Source organism: Lelliottia nimipressuralis (assembly GCF_004402045.1).
Lineage (GTDB): Bacteria > Pseudomonadota > Gammaproteobacteria > Enterobacterales > Enterobacteriaceae > Enterobacter > Enterobacter chinensis.
In genome coordinates, this window is the sequence record NZ_SOMG01000012.1 from 81,297 (window position 1) to 106,977 (window position 25,681).

At 57.8% G+C, this 25,681-nt stretch carries 24 protein-coding genes; 16 read left to right on the top strand and 8 right to left on the bottom strand.

Annotated elements, in window-relative coordinates; all coding sequences use genetic code 11:
* Positions 1-5: 5 nt before the first annotated feature.
* The 6 genes from glgP to asd all read right to left on the bottom strand — a co-directional run bounded on the left by glgP (position 6) and on the right by asd (position 10,707).
* Positions 6-2,453, bottom strand: coding sequence for a glycogen phosphorylase (gene glgP / locus E3U32_RS06615; RefSeq protein ID WP_134348132.1), 2,448 nt, complete (start codon positions 2,451-2,453; stop codon positions 6-8).
* 18 nt (positions 2,454-2,471) lie between these two features.
* A complete protein-coding gene (gene glgA / locus E3U32_RS06620; RefSeq protein WP_134348214.1) occupies positions 2,472-3,905 on the bottom strand; it encodes a glycogen synthase GlgA in 1,434 nt (477 codons plus the stop codon).
* Entirely contained in the window at positions 3,905-5,200 is a 1,296-nt protein-coding gene (gene glgC, locus E3U32_RS06625; protein WP_134348133.1) for a glucose-1-phosphate adenylyltransferase, read from the bottom strand. The genes glgA and glgC overlap by 1 nt, the downstream gene beginning before the upstream one ends.
* A 17-nt stretch (positions 5,201-5,217) precedes the next feature.
* Positions 5,218-7,191, bottom strand: a complete 1,974-nt coding sequence (gene glgX, locus E3U32_RS06630; protein ID WP_134348134.1) for a glycogen debranching protein GlgX — start codon at positions 7,189-7,191, stop codon at positions 5,218-5,220.
* Positions 7,188-9,374, bottom strand: coding sequence for a 1,4-alpha-glucan branching enzyme (gene glgB, locus E3U32_RS06635; protein WP_134348135.1), 2,187 nt, complete (start codon positions 9,372-9,374; stop codon positions 7,188-7,190). Before glgB ends, glgX begins: the two co-directional genes overlap by 4 nt.
* A gap of 229 nt (positions 9,375-9,603) precedes the next feature.
* A complete protein-coding gene (asd, locus tag E3U32_RS06640; protein WP_033146834.1) occupies positions 9,604-10,707 on the bottom strand; it encodes an aspartate-semialdehyde dehydrogenase in 1,104 nt (367 codons plus the stop codon).
* 177 nt (positions 10,708-10,884) lie between these two features.
* Here asd and yhgN point away from each other — a divergent pair, with 177 nt between their 5' ends.
* Positions 10,885-11,478, top strand: coding sequence for an NAAT family transporter YhgN (yhgN, locus tag E3U32_RS06645; RefSeq protein WP_003861574.1), 594 nt, complete (start codon positions 10,885-10,887; stop codon positions 11,476-11,478).
* 56 nt (positions 11,479-11,534) lie between these two features.
* On the opposite strand, the gene tusA is transcribed toward yhgN, so the two are convergent.
* Positions 11,535-11,777 (bottom strand): sulfurtransferase TusA, encoded by a 243-nt coding sequence (tusA, locus tag E3U32_RS06650; protein ID WP_008503071.1) that lies wholly within the window; start codon positions 11,775-11,777, stop codon positions 11,535-11,537.
* 167 nt (positions 11,778-11,944) lie between these two features.
* Between tusA and E3U32_RS06655 the strand changes: the two genes are divergently transcribed.
* Positions 11,945-12,610, top strand: a complete 666-nt coding sequence (locus E3U32_RS06655; RefSeq protein ID WP_134348136.1) for a 7-cyano-7-deazaguanine/7-aminomethyl-7-deazaguanine transporter — start codon at positions 11,945-11,947, stop codon at positions 12,608-12,610.
* A 72-nt stretch (positions 12,611-12,682) separates the two neighbouring features.
* Complete coding sequence (locus tag E3U32_RS06660) at positions 12,683-13,240, top strand: DcrB family lipoprotein (RefSeq protein ID WP_047345722.1); 558 nt, start codon at positions 12,683-12,685, stop codon at positions 13,238-13,240.
* A 4-nt stretch (positions 13,241-13,244) separates the two neighbouring features.
* Here the strand turns inward: E3U32_RS06660 and E3U32_RS06665 are convergent, their stop codons facing one another.
* Positions 13,245-14,462, bottom strand: coding sequence for an MFS transporter (locus tag E3U32_RS06665; RefSeq protein ID WP_134348137.1), 1,218 nt, complete (start codon positions 14,460-14,462; stop codon positions 13,245-13,247).
* Positions 14,463-14,607: 145 nt separating this feature from the next.
* Between E3U32_RS06665 and E3U32_RS06670 the strand changes: the two genes are divergently transcribed.
* The 13 genes from E3U32_RS06670 to E3U32_RS06730 all read left to right on the top strand — a co-directional run bounded on the left by E3U32_RS06670 (position 14,608) and on the right by E3U32_RS06730 (position 25,681).
* Positions 14,608-15,657, top strand: coding sequence for an AI-2E family transporter (locus E3U32_RS06670; protein ID WP_134348138.1), 1,050 nt, complete (start codon positions 14,608-14,610; stop codon positions 15,655-15,657).
* A 150-nt stretch (positions 15,658-15,807) separates the two neighbouring features.
* Positions 15,808-16,527, top strand: coding sequence for a beta-ketoacyl synthase chain length factor (locus E3U32_RS06675; protein WP_134348139.1), 720 nt, complete (start codon positions 15,808-15,810; stop codon positions 16,525-16,527).
* Positions 16,527-17,342 (top strand): lysophospholipid acyltransferase family protein, encoded by an 816-nt coding sequence (locus E3U32_RS06680; RefSeq protein ID WP_134348140.1) that lies wholly within the window; start codon positions 16,527-16,529, stop codon positions 17,340-17,342. The genes E3U32_RS06675 and E3U32_RS06680 overlap by 1 nt, the downstream gene beginning before the upstream one ends.
* Complete coding sequence (locus tag E3U32_RS06685) at positions 17,323-17,580, top strand: phosphopantetheine-binding protein (RefSeq protein ID WP_010436544.1); 258 nt, start codon at positions 17,323-17,325, stop codon at positions 17,578-17,580. Before E3U32_RS06680 ends, E3U32_RS06685 begins: the two co-directional genes overlap by 20 nt.
* A gap of 12 nt (positions 17,581-17,592) precedes the next feature.
* Positions 17,593-17,844: an acyl carrier protein gene (locus E3U32_RS06690; protein WP_134348141.1), complete on the top strand. Its 252-nt coding sequence runs from the start codon at positions 17,593-17,595 to the stop codon at positions 17,842-17,844.
* Positions 17,816-18,421, top strand: coding sequence for a hypothetical protein (locus E3U32_RS06695; RefSeq protein WP_134348142.1), 606 nt, complete (start codon positions 17,816-17,818; stop codon positions 18,419-18,421). The genes E3U32_RS06690 and E3U32_RS06695 overlap by 29 nt, the downstream gene beginning before the upstream one ends.
* Positions 18,414-19,763 (top strand): AMP-binding protein, encoded by a 1,350-nt coding sequence (locus E3U32_RS06700; protein ID WP_134348143.1) that lies wholly within the window; start codon positions 18,414-18,416, stop codon positions 19,761-19,763. Before E3U32_RS06695 ends, E3U32_RS06700 begins: the two co-directional genes overlap by 8 nt.
* Positions 19,750-20,103 carry an ApeI family dehydratase gene (locus E3U32_RS06705; protein ID WP_134348144.1) on the top strand — a complete coding sequence of 118 codons (354 nt, stop codon included), beginning with the start codon at positions 19,750-19,752 and terminating at the stop codon, positions 20,101-20,103. The genes E3U32_RS06700 and E3U32_RS06705 overlap by 14 nt, the downstream gene beginning before the upstream one ends.
* Complete coding sequence (locus E3U32_RS06710; protein WP_134348145.1) at positions 20,094-21,785, top strand: glycosyltransferase family 2 protein; 1,692 nt, start codon at positions 20,094-20,096, stop codon at positions 21,783-21,785. Before E3U32_RS06705 ends, E3U32_RS06710 begins: the two co-directional genes overlap by 10 nt.
* Positions 21,786-21,788: 3 nt before the next feature.
* Entirely contained in the window at positions 21,789-22,211 is a 423-nt protein-coding gene (locus E3U32_RS06715; RefSeq protein ID WP_134348146.1) for an acyl-CoA thioesterase, read from the top strand.
* Entirely contained in the window at positions 22,208-22,813 is a 606-nt protein-coding gene (locus E3U32_RS06720; RefSeq protein WP_134348147.1) for a LolA family protein, read from the top strand. The genes E3U32_RS06715 and E3U32_RS06720 overlap by 4 nt, the downstream gene beginning before the upstream one ends.
* Positions 22,782-25,103: an MMPL family transporter gene (locus tag E3U32_RS06725; RefSeq protein ID WP_134348148.1), complete on the top strand. Its 2,322-nt coding sequence runs from the start codon at positions 22,782-22,784 to the stop codon at positions 25,101-25,103. The genes E3U32_RS06720 and E3U32_RS06725 overlap by 32 nt, the downstream gene beginning before the upstream one ends.
* Positions 25,103-25,681: a DUF3261 domain-containing protein gene (locus E3U32_RS06730; RefSeq protein ID WP_134348149.1), complete on the top strand. Its 579-nt coding sequence runs from the start codon at positions 25,103-25,105 to the stop codon at positions 25,679-25,681. Before E3U32_RS06725 ends, E3U32_RS06730 begins: the two co-directional genes overlap by 1 nt.

Genomic DNA, 25,681 nt, shown 5'->3' on the forward strand with positions numbered 1-25,681 from the left:
TGTTTTTACAACCTTACCGGATCAATATGCCATATCGTCTCGGCATACTCTTTGATGGTCCTGTCAGACGAGAAATACCCCATATTAGCGATGTTATACATCGCGGCACTGGTCCACTTCTCCTGCTGACGGTAAAGTTCGTCCACCTTATCCTGACAGTCCACGTAGCTGCGATAATCCGCCAGCACCTGGTAGTGATCGCCAAAGTTAATCAGCGAATCCACCAGATCGCGATAGCGACTCGGTTCTTCAGGGCTAAACACGCCGGTCGCGATCTGCGTCAGCACCTGACGTAACTCTTCATCCTCTTCGTAATATTTACGCGGCGAGTAGCCTTTCCTGCGCAGCGCCTCCACCTCTTCTGTCGTGTTACCGAAGATAAAGATATTTTCTTCCCCCACATGTTCCAGCATCTCGACATTCGCCCCGTCCAGGGTACCAATGGTCAGGGCACCGTTAAGGGCAAACTTCATGTTACTGGTGCCGGACGCTTCCGTACCTGCCGTGGAAATCTGCTCGGAAAGATCCGCCGCCGGGATGATCAGCTGCGCCAGGCTTACGCTGTAGTTCGGAATGAACACCACCTTCAGCTTGTCGCCAATGTCCGGATCCTGATTGACCACCTTCGCCACGTCGTTGATGAGATGAATGATGTGCTTCGCCATGTAGTAGGCGGAGGCCGCCTTACCGGCAAAGATCTTCACGCGCGGTACCCATTCCGCCGTTGGATCGGCCTTGATGCGGTTGTAATGGGTGATCACGTGCAGCACGTTCATCAGCTGACGCTTGTACTCGTGAATACGTTTGATCTGAACATCAAACAGCGCTTTCGGGTTTGCCACCACGTTGAGGTGCATCGCCAGCCAGACTGCCAGACGCTTTTTGTTCAGCAGCTTGGCTTCCCGCACGGCTTTATTCACCGTCGGGAAATCAATATGTTGTTCAAGTTCTCTCAACTGGCTCAAATCGGTCCGCCAGGTGCGGCCAATATTCTCGTCCAGCACTTCAGAGAGCGGCTGGTTGGCCAGCGCCAGCCAGCGGCGCGGCGTGACGCCGTTGGTCACGTTGCAGAACCGCGTCGGGAAGATCTTCGCAAAGTCCGCAAACAGCGACTGCACCATCAGGTTCGAGTGGAGCTCAGACACCCCGTTCACCTTGTGGCTAATCACCACCGCCAGCCAGGCCATGCGCACGCGGCGACCGTTCGACTCATCAATGATGGAGGCGCGGCTCAGCAGACCGGTATCGTTCGGGTACTGCTCCTGCAGGGTCTTAAGGAAGTAGTCGTTGATCTCAAAGATAATCTGCAGATGGCGCGGCAGGATTTTGCCGAGCATATCCACCGGCCACGTTTCCAGCGCTTCACTCATCAGCGTGTGGTTGGTATACGAGAACACCTGGCAGGTCACTTCAAATGCGTCATCCCAGCTGAACTTATGCTCGTCGATGAGCAGGCGCATCAGCTCTGGAATAGAGAGCACCGGGTGAGTGTCGTTAAGGTGGATCGCCGTTTTCTCCGCCAGGTTGGCGTAGGTTTTGTGCAGCTGATGGTGGCGGCTGAGGATATCCTGAATCGTCGAGGAGACGAGGAAATACTCCTGACGCAGGCGCAGCTCGCGACCGGAATAGGTCGAGTCATCCGGGTACAGCACGCGGGACACGTTCTCGGAGTGGTTTTTATCTTCCACCGCCGCAAAGTAGTCACCCTGGTTAAATTTACCGAGGTTAATTTCGCTACTGGCCTGAGCGCTCCACAGACGCAGCGTGTTGGTGGCATCGGTATCGTAGCCGGGAATAATCTGGTCGTAGGCCACGGCCAGGATCTCTTCGGTTTCTACCCAGCGGGATTTTTTGCCTTCCTGCTGGATACGTCCGCCAAAGCGCACCTTGTAACGCGTGTTGTGACGTTTGAACTCCCACGGGTTGCCGTACTCCAGCCAGTAGTCCGGGGACTCTTTCTGACGCCCGTCGACAATGTTCTGTTTGAACATGCCGTAGTCGTAGCGAATACCGTAGCCGCGGCCCGGCAGCGCCAGCGTCGCCAGCGAGTCGAGGAAGCAGGCGGCAAGACGCCCCAGACCGCCGTTGCCGAGGCCCGGGTCGTTCTCTTCGTCGATCAGTTCTTCTAAATCTAACCCCATCTCTTCCAGTGCGGTTTTGACGTCCTCATAAATACCGAGCGACAACAGCGCATTGGACAGCGTGCGGCCAATCAAAAATTCCATCGACAGGTAGTAAACCTGACGCGTTTCCTGCGAGAGCTGGGCGCGGTTTGAGCGCAGCCAGCGTTCAACTAAACGGTCGCGCACCGCAAACAGGGTGGCGTTCAGCCACTCGTGCTTGTTGGCAATAACCGGATCTTTCCCGATGGTGAACATCAGCTTGTAGGCGATGGAGTGCTTTAACGCCTCAACGCTGAGCGTGGGTGAAGAGTAGCTAAATGGAGCGTTCATATCAGTAACTTCGCCTCGTTACATCAAGCGTTGATAGAGATCGCGGTACGACTGCGCCGCGACATGCCAGCTAAAGTCCATGGACATCGCCTGACGTTGTACGTAACGCCACAGCGATGGACGGGACCACAAGACGAAAGCACGCCGAATCGCCCGAAGCAGCGACCAGGCATTACTGTCCTCAAAGACAAACCCGCTGGCGATACCGTCCGCCAGGTTTTCCAGAGAGCTATCGGATACGGTATCCGCCAGCCCGCCCGTGCGGCGTACCAGCGGCAGGGTGCCGTATTTCAGGCCGTAAAGCTGCGTCAGACCGCAGGGTTCGAAACGGCTTGGCACCAGGATGACGTCTGCGCCGCCCATAATGCGGTGCGAAAATGCCTCGTGGTAACCAATCTGCACGCCCACCTGCCCCGGATGCTCCGCCGCAGCGGCAAGGAAACCTTCCTGCAGCACCGGGTCGCCCGCGCCGAGCAGGGCCAATTGTCCGCCCTGTTCCAGTAAACCGGGCAGCGCCTCCAGCACCAGATCCAGCCCTTTCTGGCTGGTCAGGCGGCTCACTACCGCAAACAGCGGCACTTTGTCGTTAACCTTCAGGCCCATTGCAATCTGCAGCTGGCGTTTGTTTTCCGCTTTGTCTTCCACGGAATCGCGGCCATAGCGTGCTGCCAGCAGGAGATCGGTTTCCGGGCTCCAGATCTGTTCATCCACACCGTTCAAAATACCCGACAGGCGCCCTTCACGATGGCGCTGTTGCAGCAACCCTTCCATACCGTAGCCAAACTCAGGCTGGGTAATTTCGCGGGCGTAGGTTGGGCTTACGGCGGTAATATGATCGGCGTAGTAGAGTCCGGCTTTCAGGAACGAGATCTGCCCGTTAAACTCCAGCCCATGCATGTTATAGAACGATAATGGCAGATCGATTTCACTCATGTGATGGGCATAGTACATCCCCTGATACGCCAGGTTATGCACGGTAAAGATCGATTTGGCAGGGTGGCCGCGCGCGGCAAGATACGCCGGCGCAAGCCCGGCGTGCCAGTCGTGCGCGTGCACCACATCCGGGCGCCAGAACGGATCCAGCCCCGTCGCCATTTCTGCACCAACCCAGCCAAGCAGCGCAAAGCGCAGCACGTTGTCGGTATAGGCGAACAGGTTCGTATCGTGATACGGGCTGCCCGGCCGGTCGTATAAGTGCGGCGCGTCGATCAGGTAAATCCCTACGCCATTGTAATGTCCAAACAGCAGGGTAATGCGTCCGGCGAAGGTCTCACGACGCGTCACGACTTTTGCATCGGGAATACCACGCCGGATATCCGGGAAGGCGGGCAGCAGGACTCGGGTATCCACTCCTCCGGCGATTTGCGCTGCCGGTAATGCACCAAGAACATCTGCCAGACCGCCCGTTTTTAACAACGGGAACATCTCAGAACATACGTGTAAAACCTGCATCATCGCTCCTGTTTGATTTGCAGCTTCCGCAACATTTCCCGTGTGACTAACACGATCCCCTCTTCCGAACGGTAGAAACGACGCGCGTCTTCTTCCGCGTTTTCGCCAATGACCATCCCTTCAGGAATGACGCAGGCACGGTCGATAACGCAACGACGCAGACGACACGAACGCCCTACCCAGACATCCGGCAGTAAGACTGCCGAATCGATATTACAGAATGAATTTATCCGCACGCGGGGGAAAAGCACCGACTGCACCACCACCGAGCCTGAAATGATGCACCCGCCGGACACCAGCGAGTTCAGCGTCATACCGTGGCTGCCGGATCGGTCCTGGACGAATTTAGCCGGCGGAAGCGATTCCATGTGGGTACGAATCGGCCAGTTCTGGTCGTACATGTCCAGTTCAGGCGTGACGGAGGCCAGGTCGAGGTTCGCTTTCCAGTATGCTTCCAGCGTTCCCACATCGCGCCAGTAAGGTTCCGCATTCGGGTCTGACTGCACGCAGGACAGCGGGAAAGGATGTGCATACGCCATGCCAGCTTTGGTGATTTTCGGGATGATGTCCTTGCCGAAGTCGTGGCTGGAGTTTTCGTCTTTGTCGTCGTCTTCCAGCAACTCATAAAGATAATCAGCATCAAAGATATAGATCCCCATGCTGGCGAGCGATTTGGTGTCATCTCCCGGCATAGTTGGCGGGTTCACCGGTTTTTCAACGAAGTCGATAATTTTGTCGTCTGCATCCACGTGCATGACGCCAAACGCCGTCGCTTCAGCAACGGGCACCGGCAGACACGCCACGGTGCAACGCGCCCCTTTTTCGACGTGGTCGATAAGCATGTGGGAGTAATCTTGCTTGTAGATGTGGTCCCCGGCGAGGATCACGATGTATTCCGCGCTGTAGCGACGAATGATGTCGAGGTTCTGCGTCACCGCATCCGCCGTCCCGCGGTACCAGTTCTCGCCGTGAACGCGCTGCTGAGCAGGAAGGAGATCGACAAATTCGTTCATCTCTTCGCTGAAGAATGACCAGCCGCGCTGGATGTGCTGCACCAGCGTGTGCGACTGATACTGCGTAATGACGCCAATGCGGCGAATACCTGAATTCAGGCAGTTGGAGAGGGCAAAGTCGATAATACGGAACTTACCACCAAAGTGAACAGCCGGTTTGGCGCGCTTGATGGTCAAATCTTTCAGACGGGTACCACGCCCACCCGCAAGTATCAGGGCAACCGTTTTTAATGGTAGCTGGCGAGCCAACATTAAGGGATCGTTCTTCTCTAATCTAACCATGACTAACTCCTTTTTTATCATCTTTGGAATACGCACACTCCGTGCGCAGGCCCGTGCCAGACAGCCATTACTACCGGATTATCCGCTCCGGCAAAGGGAGGAACGGCGCGCCATTCCCCTTCAGGTAAAACAATCTCTGCGACGTCATCCGTCGCGTTCAGCGTGACCAGCCATCTATCCGAAAGCAGGATTTGCAGGCGGGGTACGCCGTGTTGCCACTCTTGCGCGCTTAGTGGTTGCGCGTCTTGATTCAGCCAGCGAACGTTTCCGTCACCCTCTTCCCACCAGCTGTCGGCAGTCAGCGCGGGGATGTGCTGGCGAAGATGGATTAGCGCCGCGGTGAAGTGGATCAAACCGCTGTTCGCTTCTCCCCAGTCGAGCCAGGTTAAGGTGTTGTCCTGGCAATATGCATTGTTATTACCGTGCTGGCTGTGACCATGCTCGTCGCCCGCCAGCAGCATCGGCGTGCCCTGCGACAATAAAAGCGTTGTCAGCAGCGCATGAACGCTGGCGCGTCGCCGCTCGATAACGTCAAGGCTTCCGCCTAACCCTTCTATACCATGATTGAAGCTATGGTTATTGTTAGTGCCATCGCGATTCTCCTCGCCGTTTGCCTCATTGTGTTTCTGATTGAAACAAACGCAGTCCCGGAGCGTAAAACCGTCATGCGCCGTTAACAGATTGACGGTGGCCGACGGGCGTTTACCGTCACGCTTAAAGAGATCGCTGGACGCGGCAAAGCGTCCGGCAAATTCCCCCAGCGACAGATTGCGTTCCAGCCAGAAGCGACGCACGGCATCGCGGTAGTGATCGTTCCACTCGGCAAACAGGGGCGGGAAATTCCCGACCTGATAACCGCCTTCACCGATATCCCACGGCTCCGCGATGAGCTTCACCTGCGAGAGCACCGGACAGTTTTTTATCGCCTCAAACAGCGGCGCCTGCTGGCTAAACGCTGGCGTGCGCCCCATCACGGGTGCCAGGTCGAAACGAAAACCGTCGACGTGGAACGTTTCTACCCAGTATTTCAGGCATTCATAAGCAAAATGCGTGACCGCAGGATGGCTGAGATTGAGCGTGTTACCGCAGCCGGTCCAGTTCTCGTAATCGCCATCCTGCCTGATCCAATAATAGCTACGGTTATCAATTCCGCGCATGGAGAGCGTCGGGCCGTCGAGATCGCTTTCCGCACTGTGGTTCAGCACCACGTCCAGAATGACCTCAATACCCGCCGCATGGAGCGCCTTCACCGCATCGCGAAACTCGTCCCGCGCCTTTTCAGGATGGACGGCATAGCGGGGTTCGAGCGCGAACATGGCCAGCGGGTTGTAGCCCCAGTAGTTGCTCAGCCCCAGCCGCTGCAGACGAGGTTCACTGGCAAAATGGGCAATGGGCAGCAGTTCCAGGGCAGTGATGCCGAGGTGTTTCAGGTAGGCAATCATCGTCGGATGCCCGAGCGCCTTGTAGGTGCCGCGCATCTCTTTGGGGATCGACGGGTGCAGGTACGTCAGCCCTTTGACGTGAGCTTCATAAATGACGGTGTTGCCCCAGGGCGTGCGCGGTGGGGCATCGTCTTCCCAGTCGTAGAGATCGTTCACCACCACGCTTTTTGGCACGACGGGCGCGCTGTCGCGGTGGTCGGGCTCGCCGTAGCCCACGTGGAATAGCGGGTCGTCTTTAAATTCACCGTCCACGCGGTGCGCGCACGGGTCAATCAACAGCCTGGCAGGGTTAAACCAGTGACCCTGCGCGGGGTCCCACGGACCCTGTACGCGAAAGCCGTAGTGCATTCCTGGCCGCCCTCCGGCCAGGTAACCGTGCCAGGTATCCCCCGTGCGCGCCGGTAAATCGTAACGGTGTTCGTTACCTTCACCATCAAACACGCACAGTTCTACCCGCTCAGCGTGAGCGGAAAAGAGGGTGAAGTTCACCCCCTTTCCGTCAAAACTCGCCCCGAGCGGTTCGGGTTTACCTGCCGTAAGCTGCGTCATTCTCCCTCCCGCACCAGCCAGATAGTGCTAAGCGGCGGCAGCGTCAGGCTCAGGGAGTTTGGCCGCCCGTGGCTTTCGATGGCATCACTTTGTACCAGACCACCGTTACCGGCATTGCTGCCGTGGTAATGCATGGAATCGGTATTCAGGATTTCGCGCCATTTACCCGGCTGATTAATGCCAAAGCGATAGTGCTGGCGCGGTACTGGCGTGAAGTTGCTGGCGACGATAATCTCGTTACCCGCTTTGTCACGACGCACAAAGACAAACACCGAACGCTCATGGTCATCCACCACCAGCCACTCAAAACCGTACGGATCGAAGTCCAGCTCGTGCAGCGCTTTGTGATGGCGATAGGTCAGGTTCAGGTCCCGGACCAGACGCTGCACGCCGTGGTGCCAGTTATCGCCCCCTTCCAGCAGATGCCAGTCGAGGCTGGCGTCGTGGTTCCACTCGCGCCCCTGGGCAAACTCATTGCCCATAAACAGCAGTTTTTTGCCCGGGAAGGCAAACATCCAGCCGTAGTAGGCGCGCAGGTTGGCAAACTTCTGCCATGCATCGCCAGGCATGCGGTCGAGAATGGATTTCTTGCCGTGCACCACTTCATCGTGCGAGAGCGGCAGCATGAAGTTTTCGGTGTAGTTGTAGAGCATCCCGAACGTCAGCTTATCGTGATGGTACTTGCGGTGAACCGGATCGAGTTTCATGTAGTCGAGCGTGTCGTGCATCCAGCCCAGGTTCCACTTATACCAGAACCCCAGGCCGCCTAATGACGGTGGACGGGAGACACCCGCAAAGTCGGTCGACTCTTCCGCCATTGTCACGGCACCGTCTACCTGCTCGCCGATAATGCGGTTGGTATTACGCAGGAATTCAATCGCTTCCAGATTTTCACGGCCGCCAAATTCGTTCGGGATCCACTCGCCCTCTTTGCGGCTGTAGTCGCGGTAAATCATCGACGCCACCGCATCAACGCGCAAGGCATCAATGCCGAAGCGCTCTATCCAGTACAGCGCGTTCCCGACCAGATAGTTCGCGACTTCACGACGACCGTAGTTGTAGATCAGCGTATTCCAGTCCTGGTGATAACCTTCGCGCGGGTCGCTGTGCTCGTACAGGTTCGTGCCATCAAACTCTGCCAGCGCAAAATCATCCGACGGAAAATGACCCGGCACCCAGTCGAGGATCACGTTCAGCCCGGCGGCGTGTGCGGCATCAATGAAATAGCGGAAGTCATCTCGCGTGCCGAAGCGGCGCGTTGGCGCATACAGCCCGGTGGGCTGATAGCCCCAGCTGCCGTCGAACGGGTGTTCATTGACCGGCAGCAGCTCAAGATGAGTAAAGCCCATCCATTTGGCATACGGCACCAGCTGGTCGGCAAGCTCCCGATAGCTGAGCCAGAAATTGTTATCGGTGTGGCGGCGCCAGGAGCCGAGATGTACCTCATAAACGGAGATCGGCGCATCAAAGCGGTTGGCCTGTTTGCGCTCCTCCGTCTGAACGACTTTCTCCGGCAGGCCACAAATCAGCGACGCGGTTTCAGGACGCATCTGCGCTTCGAAGGCATACGGGTCGGCTTTAATGCGCAGCTTGCCGTGGGCGTCGATCATCTCGAATTTATAGAGCTGCCCGTGGTGCGCCCCAGGGATAAACAGCTCCCAGATGCCGGTTTCGCGGCGCAGACGCATCGGGTGACGGCGCCCGTCCCAGTAGTTGAACTGTCCGACAACGGAGACACGCTGGGCATTTGGCGCCCACACGGCAAACCGCGTGCCGGTGATACCGTCCATCGTGTCCGCATGGGCACCCAGCGTTTCATAAGGTCGCAGATGAGTCCCTTCAGACAGCAGCCAGGCGTCCATCTCTTTTAAGAGCGGGCCAAAACTATAGGGATCGTCAATCAGGTTTTGCTGACCGTGCCAGATGACGGCGAGCTGGTAACGAAAGGGGTTTTTACGACGGGGCATTACGCCCGAGAAGAAGCCACGCGAATCAAGGCATTCAAGATTACCCACCTTGCGGCCGGTTTTGGGTTCAATGACCCACACTTCGGTGGCATCCGGTAACAATGCCCGAACTTCCAGACCAGCCTCAGTATGATGCATCCCAAGCACGGAAAAGGGGTCGGCAAAATGACCCGCAATAAGCGCATTAATCACGTCTCTATCCACACGATCGGACATGGTATTCATCCTGTTTTTTATGTCGTCCTTTTTTAGCGCCTGGGACGACTTTAATGTGACCTGAACGGGTATCCTGTCGCCCGTCCTAACCTCAGGTAAGAAATGACTCTTCCTTAAAGCATAGCCAACGCTCTACACGACTCCTGATAAAAATAAGACATATGCGTTTTACTCCATGTAGTACGCAAAAAAAGGGGGTGAAAATCACCCCCCTGTAGTTAACAAATTATTACGCTAGCTGGCGCAGCATGCGGCGCAACGGCTCGGCGGCGCCCCATAAGAGCTGGTCACCGACGGTGAACGCGGAGAGATACTCCGGCCCCATGTTCAGCTTACGCAGGCGGCCAACCGGCGTGGTCAGCGTGCCGGTAACGGCCGCAGGGGTCAGTTCACGCATGGTGATATCGCGATCGTTTGGCACCACTTTCGCCCACGGGTTGTGCGCGGCCAGCAGCTCTTCCACGGTCGGAATAGACACATCTTTTTTCAGTTTAATGGTGAAGGCCTGGCTGTGGCAGCGCAGCGCGCCGATGCGCACGCACAGACCGTCAACCGGAATGGTGTTCGCGGTCGCGAGGATTTTGTTGGTCTCGGCCTGGCCCTTCCACTCTTCGCGGGTCTGGCCGTTATCCAGCTGTTTGTCGATCCACGGGATCAGGCCACCGGCCAGCGGTACGCCGAAGTTATCCACCGGCAGTTCGCCGCTGCGGGTCAGTTGGGTGACTTTACGCTCGATATCCAGAATCGCGGACGCCGGGTTTGCCAGCTCGGTCGCGACGCTCTGGTGCAGCTGGCCCATCTGGGTCAGCAGCTCACGCATGTGACGCGCGCCGCCGCCGGACGCCGCCTGGTACGTCGCCACGGAGACCCACTCCACCAGGTCCTGCGCGAACAGGCCGCCCAGGGACATCAGCATCAGGCTGACGGTACAGTTACCGCCGACAAAGGTTTTCACGCCGTTGTTCAGGCCATCGGTGATCACGCCCTGGTTAACCGGGTCGAGAATAATGATGGCATCGTCTTTCATACGCAGCGAAGAGGCCGCGTCAATCCAGTAGCCCTGCCAGCCGCTTTCACGCAGCTTTGGATAGATTTCGTTGGTATAATCGCCGCCCTGGCACGTGACAATAATGTCGAGTGCCTTCAGCGCTTCCAGATCGTAAGCATCCTGCAACGTGCCTGTGGTACCACCAAAGGACGGTGCAGCCTGGCCGAGCTGGGAAGTGGAGAAGAAGACCGGGCGGATAGCGTCGAAATCGCGCTCTTCAACCATGCGTTGCATGAGTACAGAGCCGACCATACCGCGCCAGCCGATGAAACCAACGTTTTTCATAGCATTTTTTTCCTGCAGAGGGTGTGTGCTGTTTGTGCAAGCCAGTATTGAACTGGGATATGCTTCACATTACAAAATGCTGCCAAAGTCGCAAGCGAAATTAATCGATGATTGCCCGGCAATCAGAAAAAGAGCTAATCATCATAATAACCATAGAGAGTTTCAGGGATAATTTACATGAGTGAAATCATTTCCGCCGCGGTTTTATTGATCCTGATAATGGATCCGCTGGGAAACCTGCCGATCTTCATGTCGGTGCTGAAGCACACCGAGCCAAAGCGCCGCCGGGCGATCATGATCCGCGAGCTGCTTATCGCCCTGCTGGTGATGTTCATCTTCCTGTTTGCGGGTGAAAAAATTCTCGCGTTCCTGAACCTGCGCGCCGAAACCGTTTCGATTTCCGGCGGGATTATTCTGTTCCTGATCGCCATTAAGATGATTTTCCCGAGCGCGGAAGGCAGCAGCAGCGGCCTGCCTGCGGGTGAAGAGCCGTTTATTGTGCCGCTGGCGATTCCCCTCGTCGCCGGGCCGACCATTCTGGCCACGCTGATGCTGCTTTCACATCAGTATCCGAATCAGATGAGCCATCTGGTGATTGCCCTGCTGATCGCCTGGGGCGGGACATTTATTATCCTGCTGCAGTCGTCTCTGTTCCTGCGCCTGCTGGGAGAGAAAGGGGTGAACGCCCTGGAACGCCTGATGGGGCTGATTCTGGTGATGATGGCGACGCAGATGTTCCTGGACGGGATCCGGGCGTGGATGAAAGGATGACTTTCTCCCTCTCCCCGTGGGAGAGGGCCGGGGTGAGGGCATCAGGCCGCAGAGGACTAACCCTTACGAATCAAATACCGGTACGGCAGCGCTTCAGTCTGCTGAGCCACCAGCTCATGCTCCATAAAGGTACAAAAACCGGGAATATCGCGCGTGGTGGCCGGGTCGTCGGCGATGATCAGCAGCGTTTCACCGGTCTGCATGTTGCGCACGGTTTTACGTACCATCATTACCGGTTCCGGGCAGCGAAGGCCCTGGGCATCAAGGGTGTGGTCTGGGCTGGAAAACAGGTCGGTCATGATCTTCTCGGTCAGGTAAAAACGGCTGTAGTTTACGCCCCGTTGCAGTCAATGCAAACCAGGTTAACGATTGCGTAAAAACTAACCATTGCAATGTCCTGCCAAAGCAGTATCATGCTGCGGTTTTTATTGGGTTCCCTCACCCCAACGTATAAAAAGGTCACAATATGACGCAGTTTTCTGAATCGCAGCGCGTAAAGGCGTTGTTCTGGCTTTCCCTTTTTCACCTGCTGGTGATTACCTCCAGTAACTATCTGGTGCAGCTCCCCATCTCCATTTTTGGTTTTCACACCACCTGGGGCGCGTTCAGTTTTCCGTTTATTTTCCTCGCCACGGATTTAACCGTACGTATCTTTGGTGCACCGCTGGCCCGCCGCATTATTTTTGCGGTCATGCTTCCGGCGCTGTTCATCTCGTACGTGGTTTCCTCTCTGTTTTATATGGGAAGCTGGCAGGGCTTTGAGGCGTTAACCCACTTCAACCTGTTTGTTGCCCGTATCGCCGCGGCGAGCTTTATGGCCTACGCGCTGGGGCAGATCCTCGACGTGCATGTGTTTAACCGCCTGCGTCAGAATCATCGCTGGTGGATGGCACCCACTGCCTCGACGCTGTTCGGTAACGTGAGCGATACGCTGGCCTTCTTCTTCATCGCCTTCTGGCGCAGCCCGGATGCCTTCATGGCCGAACACTGGATGGAAATCGCACTGGTGGACTACTGCTTCAAGGTGCTCATCAGCATTGTTTTCTTCCTGCCCATGTACGGCGTAATGCTGAATATGCTGCTGAAAAGGCTGGCAGATAAATCTGAAATCACGGCATTACATGCTGGTTAAGGGTTCGCTTTATCAGTTGTGATAAGATGAACGAATGAGCCGTTATGGCCGTTTATCGAAAGGAAGAAGTCAATGCGCAATCTGGTTAAATATGTCGGGATTGGCCTGCTGGTTGTGGGTCTTGCAGCCTGTGATAACAGCGACACGAAAACGCCTGCTCAGGGCGCATCCGCAGAGAGCAACGCGACCGGCCAGCCGGTGAATCTGATGGATGGCAAACTCAGTTTCTCTCTGCCAGCCGATATGACTGACCAGAGCGGCAAGCTGGGCACCCAGGCGAACAATATGCACGTTTACTCCGACGCAACCGGGCAGAAAGCGGTCATTGTGATTGTGGGCGACGACACCAGCGAAGACCTGGCCGTACTGTCCAAACGTCTGGAAGATCAGCAGCGCGGCCGCGATCCGCAGCTGCAGGTAGTCACCAATAAATCCATCGAGCTGAAAGGCCACACGCTGCAGCAGCTGGACAGCATCATCTCTGCAAAAGGCCAGACCGCCTACTCTTCCGTGGTGCTGGGCAAGGTCGATAACAAACTGCTGACCCTGCAGATCACCCTGCCTGCGGAAAACCAGCAGAAAGCGCAGACGGCTGCTGAAAACATCATTAACACCATCGTGATCCAGTAAGACTTCACGATGATGACGTGGCCTCCGGTGCCTGCACCGGAGGCCATTTTTTTAGTCGCCATGTCAGCATCAAGGCGATAACCACCAGGCCCGCCGCGGCAAGATAGATAACCGGAACCCCTGCCCAGGCCATCACCAGCCCCGCCAGCGGGCCGGTAATGCCTAAAGACATATCCATGAAGACCGTATAGGTCGCCAGCGCCGCCCCCTGGTTCTGCTGCGGCACGGCTTTTACCGCCACCACGCCCAGTGCCGGGAAGACCAGTGAAAAGCCCGCCCCCGCGAGGAACACACCCACTTTCGCGACCCAGGGCACCATGGCTATTCCGGTCAACAGCAGCCCGACAATCTCGACACTAAAGCAGATCATCGCCACATTCAGCCCACCCAGACGGTTAATACCGTTAGGGAAAAGTAAACGCGCGCCCACAAACGCACAGCTGAACAGGGTTAGCGCAAAGGCTGCGCCGTCCCAGCCTTTGGCGTCATAGAACAGGGTAATGAAGGTCGCGATGACTCCGAAGCCGGTGGTCGCCAGCGCCAGCGCCATACCGTACGGCCAGACGCGCCCCAGCACAGCCCGAAACGGCAGCGGCTTGCCCTTGCTGGCCTTCACTTTCGGGCGCGGCAGCGCAAAGAGGATCGCCAGAAGCGCGACCACCATAATGGTGATAGCCAGCCCATACAGACCGCCAAACGCATAACAGGCCACGCCGAGCGGCGCACCAAGCGCCATCGCGCCGTAAGTAACAATACCGTTCCAGGAGATCACCCGGCCAATGTGCGGCGCGCCGACTACCCCTACGCCCCACAGCGTTGAACCGGTTCCCGCCAGACTTTGCCCGATACCCAGGATGACGCGGCCCAGGCAGAGCAGCGCCAGGCTGACCAGCGGCCAGTGGCTGGCTGAGGCAGCCAGCAGGTAGCTCAGGCCGCTCAGGAAACAGCCGCATAACCCGACAACCACGATGCTTTTTGGACCGAACGCGTCCGCGTAGCGCCCGGCATACGGGCGGCTGAGGAGCGTGGCGAAATACTGCAGGCTAATCACCAGCCCCGCCCAGAAGGCACTGTAACCCATGACGTCATGGACATAGCCCGGCAAGACTGCCAGCGGCAGGCCGATGGTCAGATAGCTCGCAAAGTTGAAAATAACGACGGAAACGATGCGCAGATTAAGGCGCAGTCCGCTCAGTGCCGGTTCAGCGGCAGGTTCGGGCATGGGGTTCTACCTGGATTTTTTACAACAGTGTTTCACTATTACCACGGCGCAATAAGAAAATCAGCACCGACTTTCAGATTAACGGATCCAGACGAAGCGAAGCCCGGGCACTACACTTACCGAGTCATCACACTAAGGAACGCGCATGACTCCTAATCCGTCCGACAAAGCAGGACTCCACATCTTATTAAAACTCGCCTGTCTGGTGGTTATCCTTGCGGGTATCCATGCTGCCGCCGACATTATTGTTCAGCTCCTGCTGGCGCTCTTTTTTGCCATTGTGCTTAATCCCCTGGTCACCTGGTTTTTACGCCGGGGCGTCAGCCGCCCGGTAGCCATCACCATCGTGGTCATCGTGATGCTGATTGCCCTGACCGCGCTTTTCGGCGTGCTGGCGGCCTCGCTGAGCGAGTTCTCCACGATGCTGCCGCAGTACAACAAAGAGCTCACGCGGAAGATCGTGGCGCTGCAGGAGATGGTGCCTTCCCTTAATCTGCATATCTCACCCGAACGGATGTTGCGCCGGATGGATTCAGAGAAAGTCATGACCTACGCCACCACCTTGATGACGGGGCTATCCGGTGCGATGGCCAGCATTCTGCTGCTGGTGATGACGGTAGTGTTTATGCTGTTCGAAGTCCGCCACGTTCCCTATAAGCTGCGCTTTGCGCTGAATAATCCACAAATTCACATTGCCGGCTTACACCGTGCATTGAAGGGCGTTTCCAAATATCTGGCGCTGAAAACGCTCCTGAGCGTATGGACCGGGGTCATTGTCTGGCTGGGGCTGATGCTGATGGACGTGCAGTTCGCGCTGATGTGGGGCGTACTGGCCTTTCTGCTGAACTACGTGCCCAATATTGGCGCGGTGCTCTCTGCCGTACCGCCGATGATTCAGGCATTTTTGTTTAATAGTTTCTACGAATGCATGTTAGTCGGCGCGCTGTTCCTCGTGGTGCACATGGTGCTGGGCAATATTCTTGAGCCGCGCATGATGGGGCACCGGCTGGGTATGTCGACGCTGGTGGTGTTTTTATCCTTACTGGTTTGGGGATGGCTCCTGGGCCCGGTCGGGATGCTGCTCTCAGTCCCCCTGACCAGCGTGTGTAAGATCTGGATGGAGACCACCAAAGGCGGCAGCAAGCTGGCCATTCTGCTTGGGCCAGGGCGACCAAAAAGCCGGCTTCCGGGTTAAGCATCTGGGGTAGAACGGAGCATTACTCTAAGGGAAATTTTTAGGAGTAACGTTATTCGCAAGCCTGCGACAACACTGTACGATGTACGCTGCAACATCGCGCTTGCGAAGAAAACATCACAGAAACAGGTTTATCGCGGACGCGCTTAGATGAAATTCACACTCTCTATTATCGACTGGCAGGCAAGAGCGCCAGGACTCAGCGATGCCGATGCATGGCAGGCATGGTCGCGCCAGTCTGAAGCCATCGATCCCGCCGCGCCGCTTGCAAAACTGACTGACCTGCCGATGATGACTGCCCGCCGTCTCAATTCTGGCAGTAAGCTGGCCGTCGATATCGGTCTTGCGATGCTTCGCAAACATCGTATTGATGCCGTGGTCTACAGCAGTCGCCATGGCGAACTTGAACGCAACTATCGTATTCTGCAAGCGCTGGCGACGGAGCAACCCGTCTCTCCCACCGATTTTGCGATGTCCGTCCACAATGCCGCGGTCGGCAACCTCACTATTACCGCGGGTCAGCCAATTGTTTCATCCTCGGTTTCTGCCGGTATAGACACTTTCCAGCAAAGTTTGTGCGAAGTGTTGAGTTTGCTCCATGCGGGCTACTCCCGCATTTTGCTGGTAGATTTTGACGGCGAACTGCCTGAGTTTTATCAAACCGGACTTCCGCCGCAGATGCCTGTCTGGCCTTACGCCCTTGCGCTGGTAATTGAAGCCGGAGACACGCTCTGCTGTGAAACCCGGGGCGCAAGCGCAGGTGAAGAGCCGGCGTTGCCGCAAAGCCTTCAGTTCCTGCGACATTATCTGAGCGACGCGCAGCGATTTACCCTTGCGGGCGAGCGTTTGCAGTGGCAGTGGACACGCTAATGAGCCGGTTCCTGTCCCGTATCAATCGGTTATGGCGCATGCTGATGACCGGATTCTGCTTCGCGCTGTTTGGCCTCGGCGGACTGCTGCTGTCGCTGGTCTGGTTTAACCTGCTGCTGGTTTTCCAGCGCGATCGCGCGAAACGCCGCCGACTGGCGCGACGCAGTATTTCAGCCAGTTTTCGGCTGTTTCTGGCGGTCGTTCGCGGAACCGGCGTGCTGGATTACCGTTTCACCAACCTGGACGTATTGCGCGCCGAGCGCGGCTGCCTGGTGATAGCGAACCATCCTTCGCTGCTGGACTATGTGATTCTCGCTTCGGTCATGAACGAAACCGACTGTCTGGTGAAAAGCGCGTTGCTGCGTAACCCCTTCGTCAGCGGCGTGATCCGTGCAGCCGACTACCTGATCAACAGCGAAGCAGAAACGCTGCTTCGTGCCAGCCAGCAGCGTCTGGCACAGGGGGATACCCTGCTTATCTTTCCGGAAGGCACCCGCACCCGCGCAGGTGAAGCCATTACCCTGCAACGGGGGGCGGCGAATATCGCCGTTCGTTGCAACCGATCCCTGCGCGTGGTGGTGATCCACTGTAGCGAACGCATGCTGGATAAACAGAGTCGCTGGTACAATGTGCCGCCCAAAAAACCTGTTTTTACCGTGGATGTACGCGAACGCATCAACATTCATGATTTTTACGATGCAAGCCAGCATGAACCTGCGCTGGCGGCAAGGCAGTTAAACCGGCATATGCAGCAGCAATTAATATCCGGTCTTCAATCTTTGTCAGGAATAAAAGATGCAAGCGCTCTATCTTGAAATTAAGAATCTCATTATCTCTACGCTGAATCTGGAAGAACTTACCCCAGAGGATATCGATACCGACGCTCCGCTGTTTGGCGACGGACTGGGTCTGGACTCCATTGATGCCCTGGAGCTGGGGCTGGCTGTGAAAAATCAGTACGGCGTAGTGCTTTCTGCCGAAAGCGACGAGATGCGTCAGCACTTCTATTCCGTTGCCACGCTCGCCGCTTTTATCCATCAACAACGCGCCTGAGAATGACCCGCTATGACAGAACAAGAAACGATTTATCAGGAAGTCTCTGCGCTTCTTATTAAACTTTTTGAACTCGCCCCTGAGGACATTACGCCGGAGGCCCGGCTTTATGAAGACCTGGATCTCGACAGCATAGATGCCGTAGATATGGTGGTTAACCTGCAGAAGAAGACGGGCCATAAAATTAAGCCTGAGACCTTCAAAGCGGTGCGCACCGTTCAGGACATCGTGGACGTTGTGGAACAACTCCAGCGCGAAGCCTGACGTGCCTGCCATTCCGCTCATCCCGATACTGACGGGCCTGATGCTGCTGGCATGGCCTTTTTTGATTGGCTATGGCCTTGCAAGCCACAATTTACAGTGGATACTGCCCGTGATGGCGCTGGTGTTGCTGCTGCGTTTATATCAGGCGCGCCAACATAGCGGTCCCCTGCGCTACGTTTTCCTGAGCGTGACGCTGGCCGGGGTGGTTCTGTGCGTTGCGAGCGCGCTTCTGCACGCTCACCAGTGGGTACTGTTTTATCCGGTGGTCGTCAATCTGGTGATGCTGGTGGTCTTTGGGGGCTCGCTGTGGACATCCATGCCGATGGTTGAACGGCTGGCGCGGATACGCGAGCCCCACTTGTCTCCTGCCGGGGTGCGTTACACGCGCAAGGTCACTCAAGTCTGGTGCGGCTTTTTTATCGGCAACGGGGCAATCGCGCTGTTTACCGTGTTGTACGCCGACATGCGCCTGTGGACGTTGTGGAACGGGATAATTGCCTACATCCTGATGGGAACGCTGATGGCCTCCGAGTGGCTGGTGCGCCAGCGGGTGATGAAAAGAGAGAACGATGAGTAAACCCCTTCCTCTTAGCCAGTGGCTAAATGCCCCGCGTCCTGATGAGGCACCGATCGCCTGGCTCGACGAACGCGTCTGGACCCTCGGCGACCTGCGCCACGATGTCACGCGGCTGGTCGACATGCTGCGTCAGGAGGAAGGCGAGCGCTGGGCGCTCTGTTTTGAAAACGGCTATCTTTTTATCGTCGCCCTGCTGGCGACGCTTCATGCGGGTAAAACGCCCGTGCTCCCCGGCCACAGCCGGGCTGCGCAGCTTAACGAACAGCGGGCCATGTTCAGCGGCGTCCTGAGTGACACAACGCTCGACTTCTCGGGGCGGCAGCGGTTGGTGGCTTCCACGCCGCGAACAAACAACGACTTTTCCCCCCTGCCTGCCATTGACGATACGCGCGTGATCGAGCTTTTTACCTCTGGCTCTACCGGCGTGCCGCAGCGGGTGATTAAGCCGGTTATTAGCCTGGATCGGGAAGCCCGTTTACTCGCTGACCGGTTTGGCGAACGACTGACGGGCTGTAGCGTCGTGGCATCCGTGGTGTTGCATCACCTGTATGGCCTGACGTTTCGCGTCGTCTTACCCATGGCGCTCGGTCTATCAGTACATGCCCGTCTGCTCAACTATGCCGAGCAGCTCTCAGCCCTGTCCCACGACAAACGCTATCTTTTCATCAGCAGCCCGGCGTTCCTCAAGCGGCTGGATACGGCACTGACGCCGCCTCCCATTGCCCTGCTCTTCTCCGCAGGGGGCGTACTGCCCTGGCGAGACATCACCGCGTTTCAGAGCTGGCTCAACGTCTGGCCCGATGAAATCTACGGCAGCACCGAAACGGGAGTCATGGCCTGGCGTCACCGTCAGGATGAAACCACGCTCTGGCAGCCATTCCCCGGCGTGACGTTCCACGGCGATCGCGTGACGTCGCCGCTGATCCACGAGGCAGAAGGGATAGCGCTGGATGATATCCTGCACTTCGCGGCTGACGGGCAGTTCAACATCGTTGGACGCCGGGGTCGGGTGGTCAAAATTGAAGATAAACGCATTTCGCTCGATGAGATTGAGCAGAGGTTACTGGCGCTGGACGGCATCTGCGACGCCGCCGCGCTGGCGGTCTCGCGCCGTGGACGCCAGGCCATTGGCGTGCTGTTGGTGCTCAGCGACGCGGCGCGTTTGCACAGAGATAACGTGGGTAGAAATGCTCAGGAATCCGCCTGGCGTCGCGCCCTTCGCCCCTGCCTTGAACCGGTTGCCGTGCCCCGCTACTGGCGGATCGTCGATGAAATCCCGGTCAACAGCATGAACAAGCGTGTGACTGCGCAGTTACAGGAGCTATTTCATGAAGATTCATGAAATCGAACGCCACCAGCCCCAGCCGGAGCATCTGGAGATAACCCTTTATCTTGATCCTGACCTGCTCTGGTTTAAGGGGCATTTTGCCGTCCAGCCGCTGCTCCCGGGCGTTGCACAACTCGACTGGGTCATGCATTACGCCATCACCCTGATGGCACCGGGCTACCGTTTTCACAGCATTCAGAATGTGAAGTTTGCCGCCCCACTGTTGCCGGACAACACGGTGACGCTGGTCCTTGACTGGCACCCCGCACGTCAGATGCTCAGCTTCAGCTACCAGCGCCATGCGGGCAGCGAGCGCCATACCGCCAGCAGCGGGAAGATTCGCCTATGTCAGTAACGTTCCGTCCCTGCGTGCTGATCCCCTGCTACAACCACGGTGCGATGATGGCAACGGTGCTCGCACGCCTGGCGCCGTTTGAACTCCCGTGCCTGGTGGTGGACGACGGCAGTGAAGAACACACGCGCCGCACCCTTGCACACTTAGCGGAGCAGCATCCTCAGGTCACGCTACTGCGTCTGGCGAAAAACAGCGGCAAAGGAGTGGCGGTGATGGCGGGGCTGAAAGCCTGCGCTGAGCGCGGCTTCACCCATGCGATCCAGGTGGACGCCGATGGCCAGCACGCCATTGAAGATATCCCCCGGTTTCTGGCGCTGGCGCAACGTCACCCTGATGCACTGATTTCCGGTCAGCCCGTTTACGATGACTCTATTCCACGCGCGCGCCTCTACGGACGCTGGATAACGCACGTATGGGTCTGGATTGAGACCCTGTCCCTGCAGCTGAAAGACAGCATGTGCGGCTTTCGGGTCTACCCGATTGCACCGGTCATGCAGCTTGCCGCCCGGACGTCGCTCGGCAAGCGCATGGAATTTGATACGGAAGTGATGGTCCGTCTCTACTGGCAGGGCAATACGAGCTATTTTCTGCCGACCCGTGTCACCTACCCGGCAGATGGTGTATCCCACTTCGATGCGCTAAAAGATAACGTGCGCATCTCGCTGATGCATACCCGTCTGTTCCTGGGAATGCTGCCGCGCATCCCCTCCCTACTGATGCGCCATCGCCCGCAGCACTGGGCGCAACAGCAGGAAGTGAAAGGGCTGTGGGGAATGCGCCTGATGTTACGCGTCTGGCAGCTGCTTGGGCGCAAGGCCTTCACCCTCCTGCTGTGGCCGGTCACGGCCGTTTACTGGCTAACCGCTCGTTCGGCGCGTCACGCATCGCGGCAATGGCTGAGGCGCGTTAAGCAGGTTATGGCGCAGCGGCAGATCCCTCAGCCACCCCGGCTGCACAGCTTTTTCCACTTCCTGCGTTTTGGTCAAGCCATGCTGAACAAAGTGGCCAGCTGGCGCGGCGAGATGCACCTTCATCGCGATCTGGTATTTGCGCCGGGCGCCAGCGAGGCGCTGGGGCTGGACGACCCTCAGGGCAAACTGCTGCTGGCTTCGCATCTTGGCGATGTGGAAGCCTGCCGGGCGCTGGCCCAGCGTGAAGGGGGAAAAACCATCAACGCGCTGGTCTTTAGCGATAACGCCCAGCGCTTTAAGCAGATCATGGAAGAGATGGCTCCGCAGGCGGGCATTAACCTGATGCCCGTCACCGACATCGGCCCGGAGACCGCTATCCTGATTAAAGAAAAACTGGATCGCGGAGAGTGGGTAGCCATCGTGGGCGACCGGATCGCCGTCACGCCACAGCGCGGCGGCAGCTGGCGCGTGATCTGGAGCGATTTTATGGGCCAGCCCGCGCCGTTCCCGCAGGGGCCATTTATCCTGGCCTCTATTTTGCGCTGTCCGGTGGTGCTGATTTTTGCCCTCAGCCAGCAGGGGAAGCTTACCCTGCACTGCGAACCGTTTGCCGACCCGCTGCTCCTGCCTCGCGGTGAACGCCAGCAGGCGCTGCAACAGACTGTCGATCGCTATGCCCAGCGGCTGGAGCATTACGCCTTACTGTCGCCGCTCGACTGGTTTAATTTTTTCGATTTCTGGCAGTTGCCCGAGATCGCCGAGAAGGAGTAAAGGGTGCTGACCGATCCCCGCTTTACGACGGAAGTTGAGTTAACCGTCCCGTTCCACGACGTCGATATGATGGGCGTGGTCTGGCACGGTAACTATTTCCGTTACTTTGAGATTGCCCGCGAGGCTCTGCTCAATCAGTTCGATTACGGCTATCGCCAGATGAAGGACTCGGGCTACGTCTGGCCGGTTGTCGATACGCGTGTGAAGTACCGCGATGCGGTGACGTTTGAGCAACGAATCCGGGTACGTGCGCACATTGAAGAGTATGAAAATCGGCTGCGCATTGCCTATCAAATCTTCGACGCGCAGACCGGTAAACGGACCACGACCGGTTACACCATCCAGGTGGCGGTCGACGAGGCCACCCGCGAAATGTGCTTTGTCAGCCCGGCAATACTGTTTGAACGTATGGGAGTGACGCCATGAAATGGTTGCCTTTGCTGGCGCTGATCTTCAGCCCGCTGGTCAGCGCCGTGACGCTGGATGAGTTGCAGCAGCGCTTCACAGAGCAACCTGTGGTGCGCGCGCACTTCGAGCAGGTTCGCACGATAAAAGATATGCCGCAGCCGCTGCGTTCCCAGGGCGAGATGCTGATCGCCCGCGATAGCGGCCTGCTGTGGGATCAAAAAGCCCCGTTCCCCATGACGCTGCTGCTGGACGACAAACGAATGGTTCAGGCGATCAACGGCCAGCCGCCGCAGACCATTACCGCCGAGAATAACCCGCAGATGTTCCAGTTTAACCACCTGCTGCGGGCGTTGTTCCAGGCCGACCGCAAGGTGCTGGAAGAAAACTTCCGCATCGATTTTAAAGACCTGGGAGAAGGCCGCTGGTCGCTGGTGCTCACCCCAAAAACGACGCCGTTGGACAAGATTTTCGCCACCCTCGATCTGGGCGGTGCAACGTATCTGGAGTCCGTTCGTCTCAACGACAAACAGGGCGATCGCACAGATATCACCCTCAGCCGCCACCAGCTGACGCCCGCCAGCCTGACCGATGACGAACGCCAACGCTTTGCCGCACCGTAAATCCCTGCGCCCGGCGCTGCTGTGGGCCACGCTATGCCTGGTTCTGCTGGGCGTGCTGCTGTCGCTGCTGCCCGGTGCGCGCCTTAACAGCAGCGTGCTGGCCATGTTGCCGAAACAGACGCTGGGGGCCATTCCCCCGGCGCTTAACGACGGATTTATGCAGCGGCTCGACCGCCAGCTGGTCTGGCTGGTCAGCCCAGGCAAAGATCCGGATCCGCGCGTGGCGCAGCAATGGCTGGAACTGCTGCAAAACAGTGGCTCGCTCAGTGAGGTCAAAGGCCCGATGGACGCCGCCGGTCAAAAAGCCTGGGGAGAATTCTTCTGGCAGCACCGAAATGGCCTGATTGATCCGGCCACCCGCGCCCGCCTGCAAAACGGCGGCGAAGCGCAGGCACAGTGGATTTTATCCCAGCTTTATTCGGCCTTTTCCGGCGTGAGCGGCAAGGAGCTGCAAAACGATCCGCTAATGCTGATGCGCGGCTCGCAGCTCGCGCTGGCGCAAAACGGCCAGAAAATGCGGCTGATGGACGGCTGGCTGGTGACGCAGGATGAAGCCGGAAACACCTGGTATCTGCTGCACGGCGAGCTGGCCGGTTCCTCCTTTGATATGCAGCAAACCCACCGGCTGGTGACCACCCTTAAGGCGCTGGAGGTGAAGCTCAAAGCGCACTATCCGCAGGCGCGGCTGTTGTCTCGCGGCACGGTGTTTTACAGCGATTACGCCAGCCAGCAGGCCAAACGAGATATCTCAACACTCGGTGTCACCACCCTTCTGGGCGTGCTCCTGCTGATTGTGGCGACGTTTCGCTCCGTTAGGCCGCTGCTGCTGTGCGCCGTCTCCATTAGCATCGGCGCGCTAGCGGGCACGGTCGCCACCCTGCTGCTTTTTGGCGAGCTGCACCTGATGACGCTGGTGATGAGCATGAGCATCATCGGAATTTCGGCAGATTACACCCTGTATTACCTGACCGAGCGGATGGTGCACGGTAGCGAAAGTTCACCGTGGCAAAGCCTGGACAAAGTACGTCATGCCCTGCTGCTGGCACTCCTGACGACCGTCGTGGCGTACCTGATTATGATGCTGGCCCCCTTCCCTGGGATCCGCCAGATGGCGCTGTTTGCCGCCGTGGGGCTGAGCGCTTCCTGTCTGACGGTGATCTTCTGGCATCCCTGGCTGTGCCGCGGTTTGCCGGTACGCCCGGTTCCGGCCAGGGGTTTGATGTCGCGCTGGCTGGCCGCCTGGCGACGTAAAAAAACGCTTGCTGTTGGCCTGCCCGTCACGCTGGCGCTCCTTTCCGCCGCAGGGATTAGCACCCTGAAGGTGGACGACGATATTGCCCAGCTGCAGGCGCTACCGAAAGCGATTCTGGCGCAGGAGAAGACCATTACCGCCCTGACCGGCCAGAGCGTCGATCAGAAGTGGTTTGTGGTTTACGGCGCGTCGGCCCAGCAAACGCTGGAGCGGCTGGAGGCCTTCACCCCGGCGCTGGCGCAGGCACAAAAAATGGGTGAGCTTGCAGGCTGGCGAACCCTGCCGCTGAACTCGATGGCGCGTCAAAAAAGCGACCTTGCGCTGTTGCACAACGCCGCGCCTGCGGTAACGAACGTGCTGCACAATGCGGGGCTTAACACCGTCTCACCGAATCTGGCAGCCATGCCTGTCAGCGTGGAGGCCTGGCTTGCCAGCCCGGCCAGCGAAGGCTGGCGTCTGCTCTGGCTGACCCTGCCAGGCGGCGAAAGTGGTGTACTCGTTCCGGTGGACGGCGTCAAAAACAGCGCGGCACTCAGCGAGCTGGCCGCCCGCCATAAAGGGGTTGTCTGGGTCGATCGCAAGGCCAGCTTTGACAGCCTGTTTGCCCTCTACCGCACCCTGCTGACGGGGCTACTGTGCGTAGCGCTGGCGGTGATTGCCTGCGGCGCGATGATCCGTCTTGGCTGGCGTAAAGGGCTTATCAGCCTGGTGCCATCGGTGCTGTCGCTCAGCTGCGGGCTGGCGGCGCTGGCCGTCGCCGGGCATTCGGTTAATCTGTTTTCACTGCTGGCGCTGGTGCTGGTCCTCGGCATTGGCATCAACTACACGCTATTTTTCAGTAACCCGCGCGGCACGCCGCTGACGTCGATGCTGGCCATCACCCTGGCGATGATGACCACGCTGCTGACGCTGGGCATGCTGGTGTTCAGCGCGACGCAGGCCATCAGCAGCTTCGGTATTGTGCTGGTAAGCGGCATTTTCACCGCCTTCCTGCTGGCTCCGCTGGCGATGCCGGTTAAGAACGAGAGAAAACGATAATGAACGCTTTTTACCGCGCCGCCGCGCTGGCCGCGACGCTGCTGCTGGCAGGCTGCAGCCATTCGACCGATACTGAAGGGACGCGCCCGCAGGCCTGGCTTCAGCCGGGAACCCGGGTGACGCTGCCGCCGCCTGGCATTACCCCGGCAATCCGCTCACAGCAGTTACTGACCGGCCGGTTTAACGGCCAGACCCAGTCGCTGCTGGTTCTGCTGAACGCTGACGGGCAAAAAGTGACGCTGGCCGGGCTCTCCTCGGTGGGGATCCGCCTGTTCCTCGCAACCTATGATGGCACCGGGATCCACACCGAGCAGTCTGTCGTTATGCCGCAGTTGCCACCCGCCAGCCAGGTGCTGGCGGATGTGATGCTCAGCCACTGGCCACTCAGCGCCTGGCAGCCGCAGTTGCCGAAAGGCTGGACGCTAAACGATACTGGCACCCGACGCGAACTGCGTAACCCCGACGGCAAACTGGTGACCGAGATTGTCTACCTGCAGCGCAAAGGTAAGCGCGAGCCGATCAGCATTGAGCAGCACGTTTTTAAATACCACATCACCATTCAATATCTGGGTGACTGA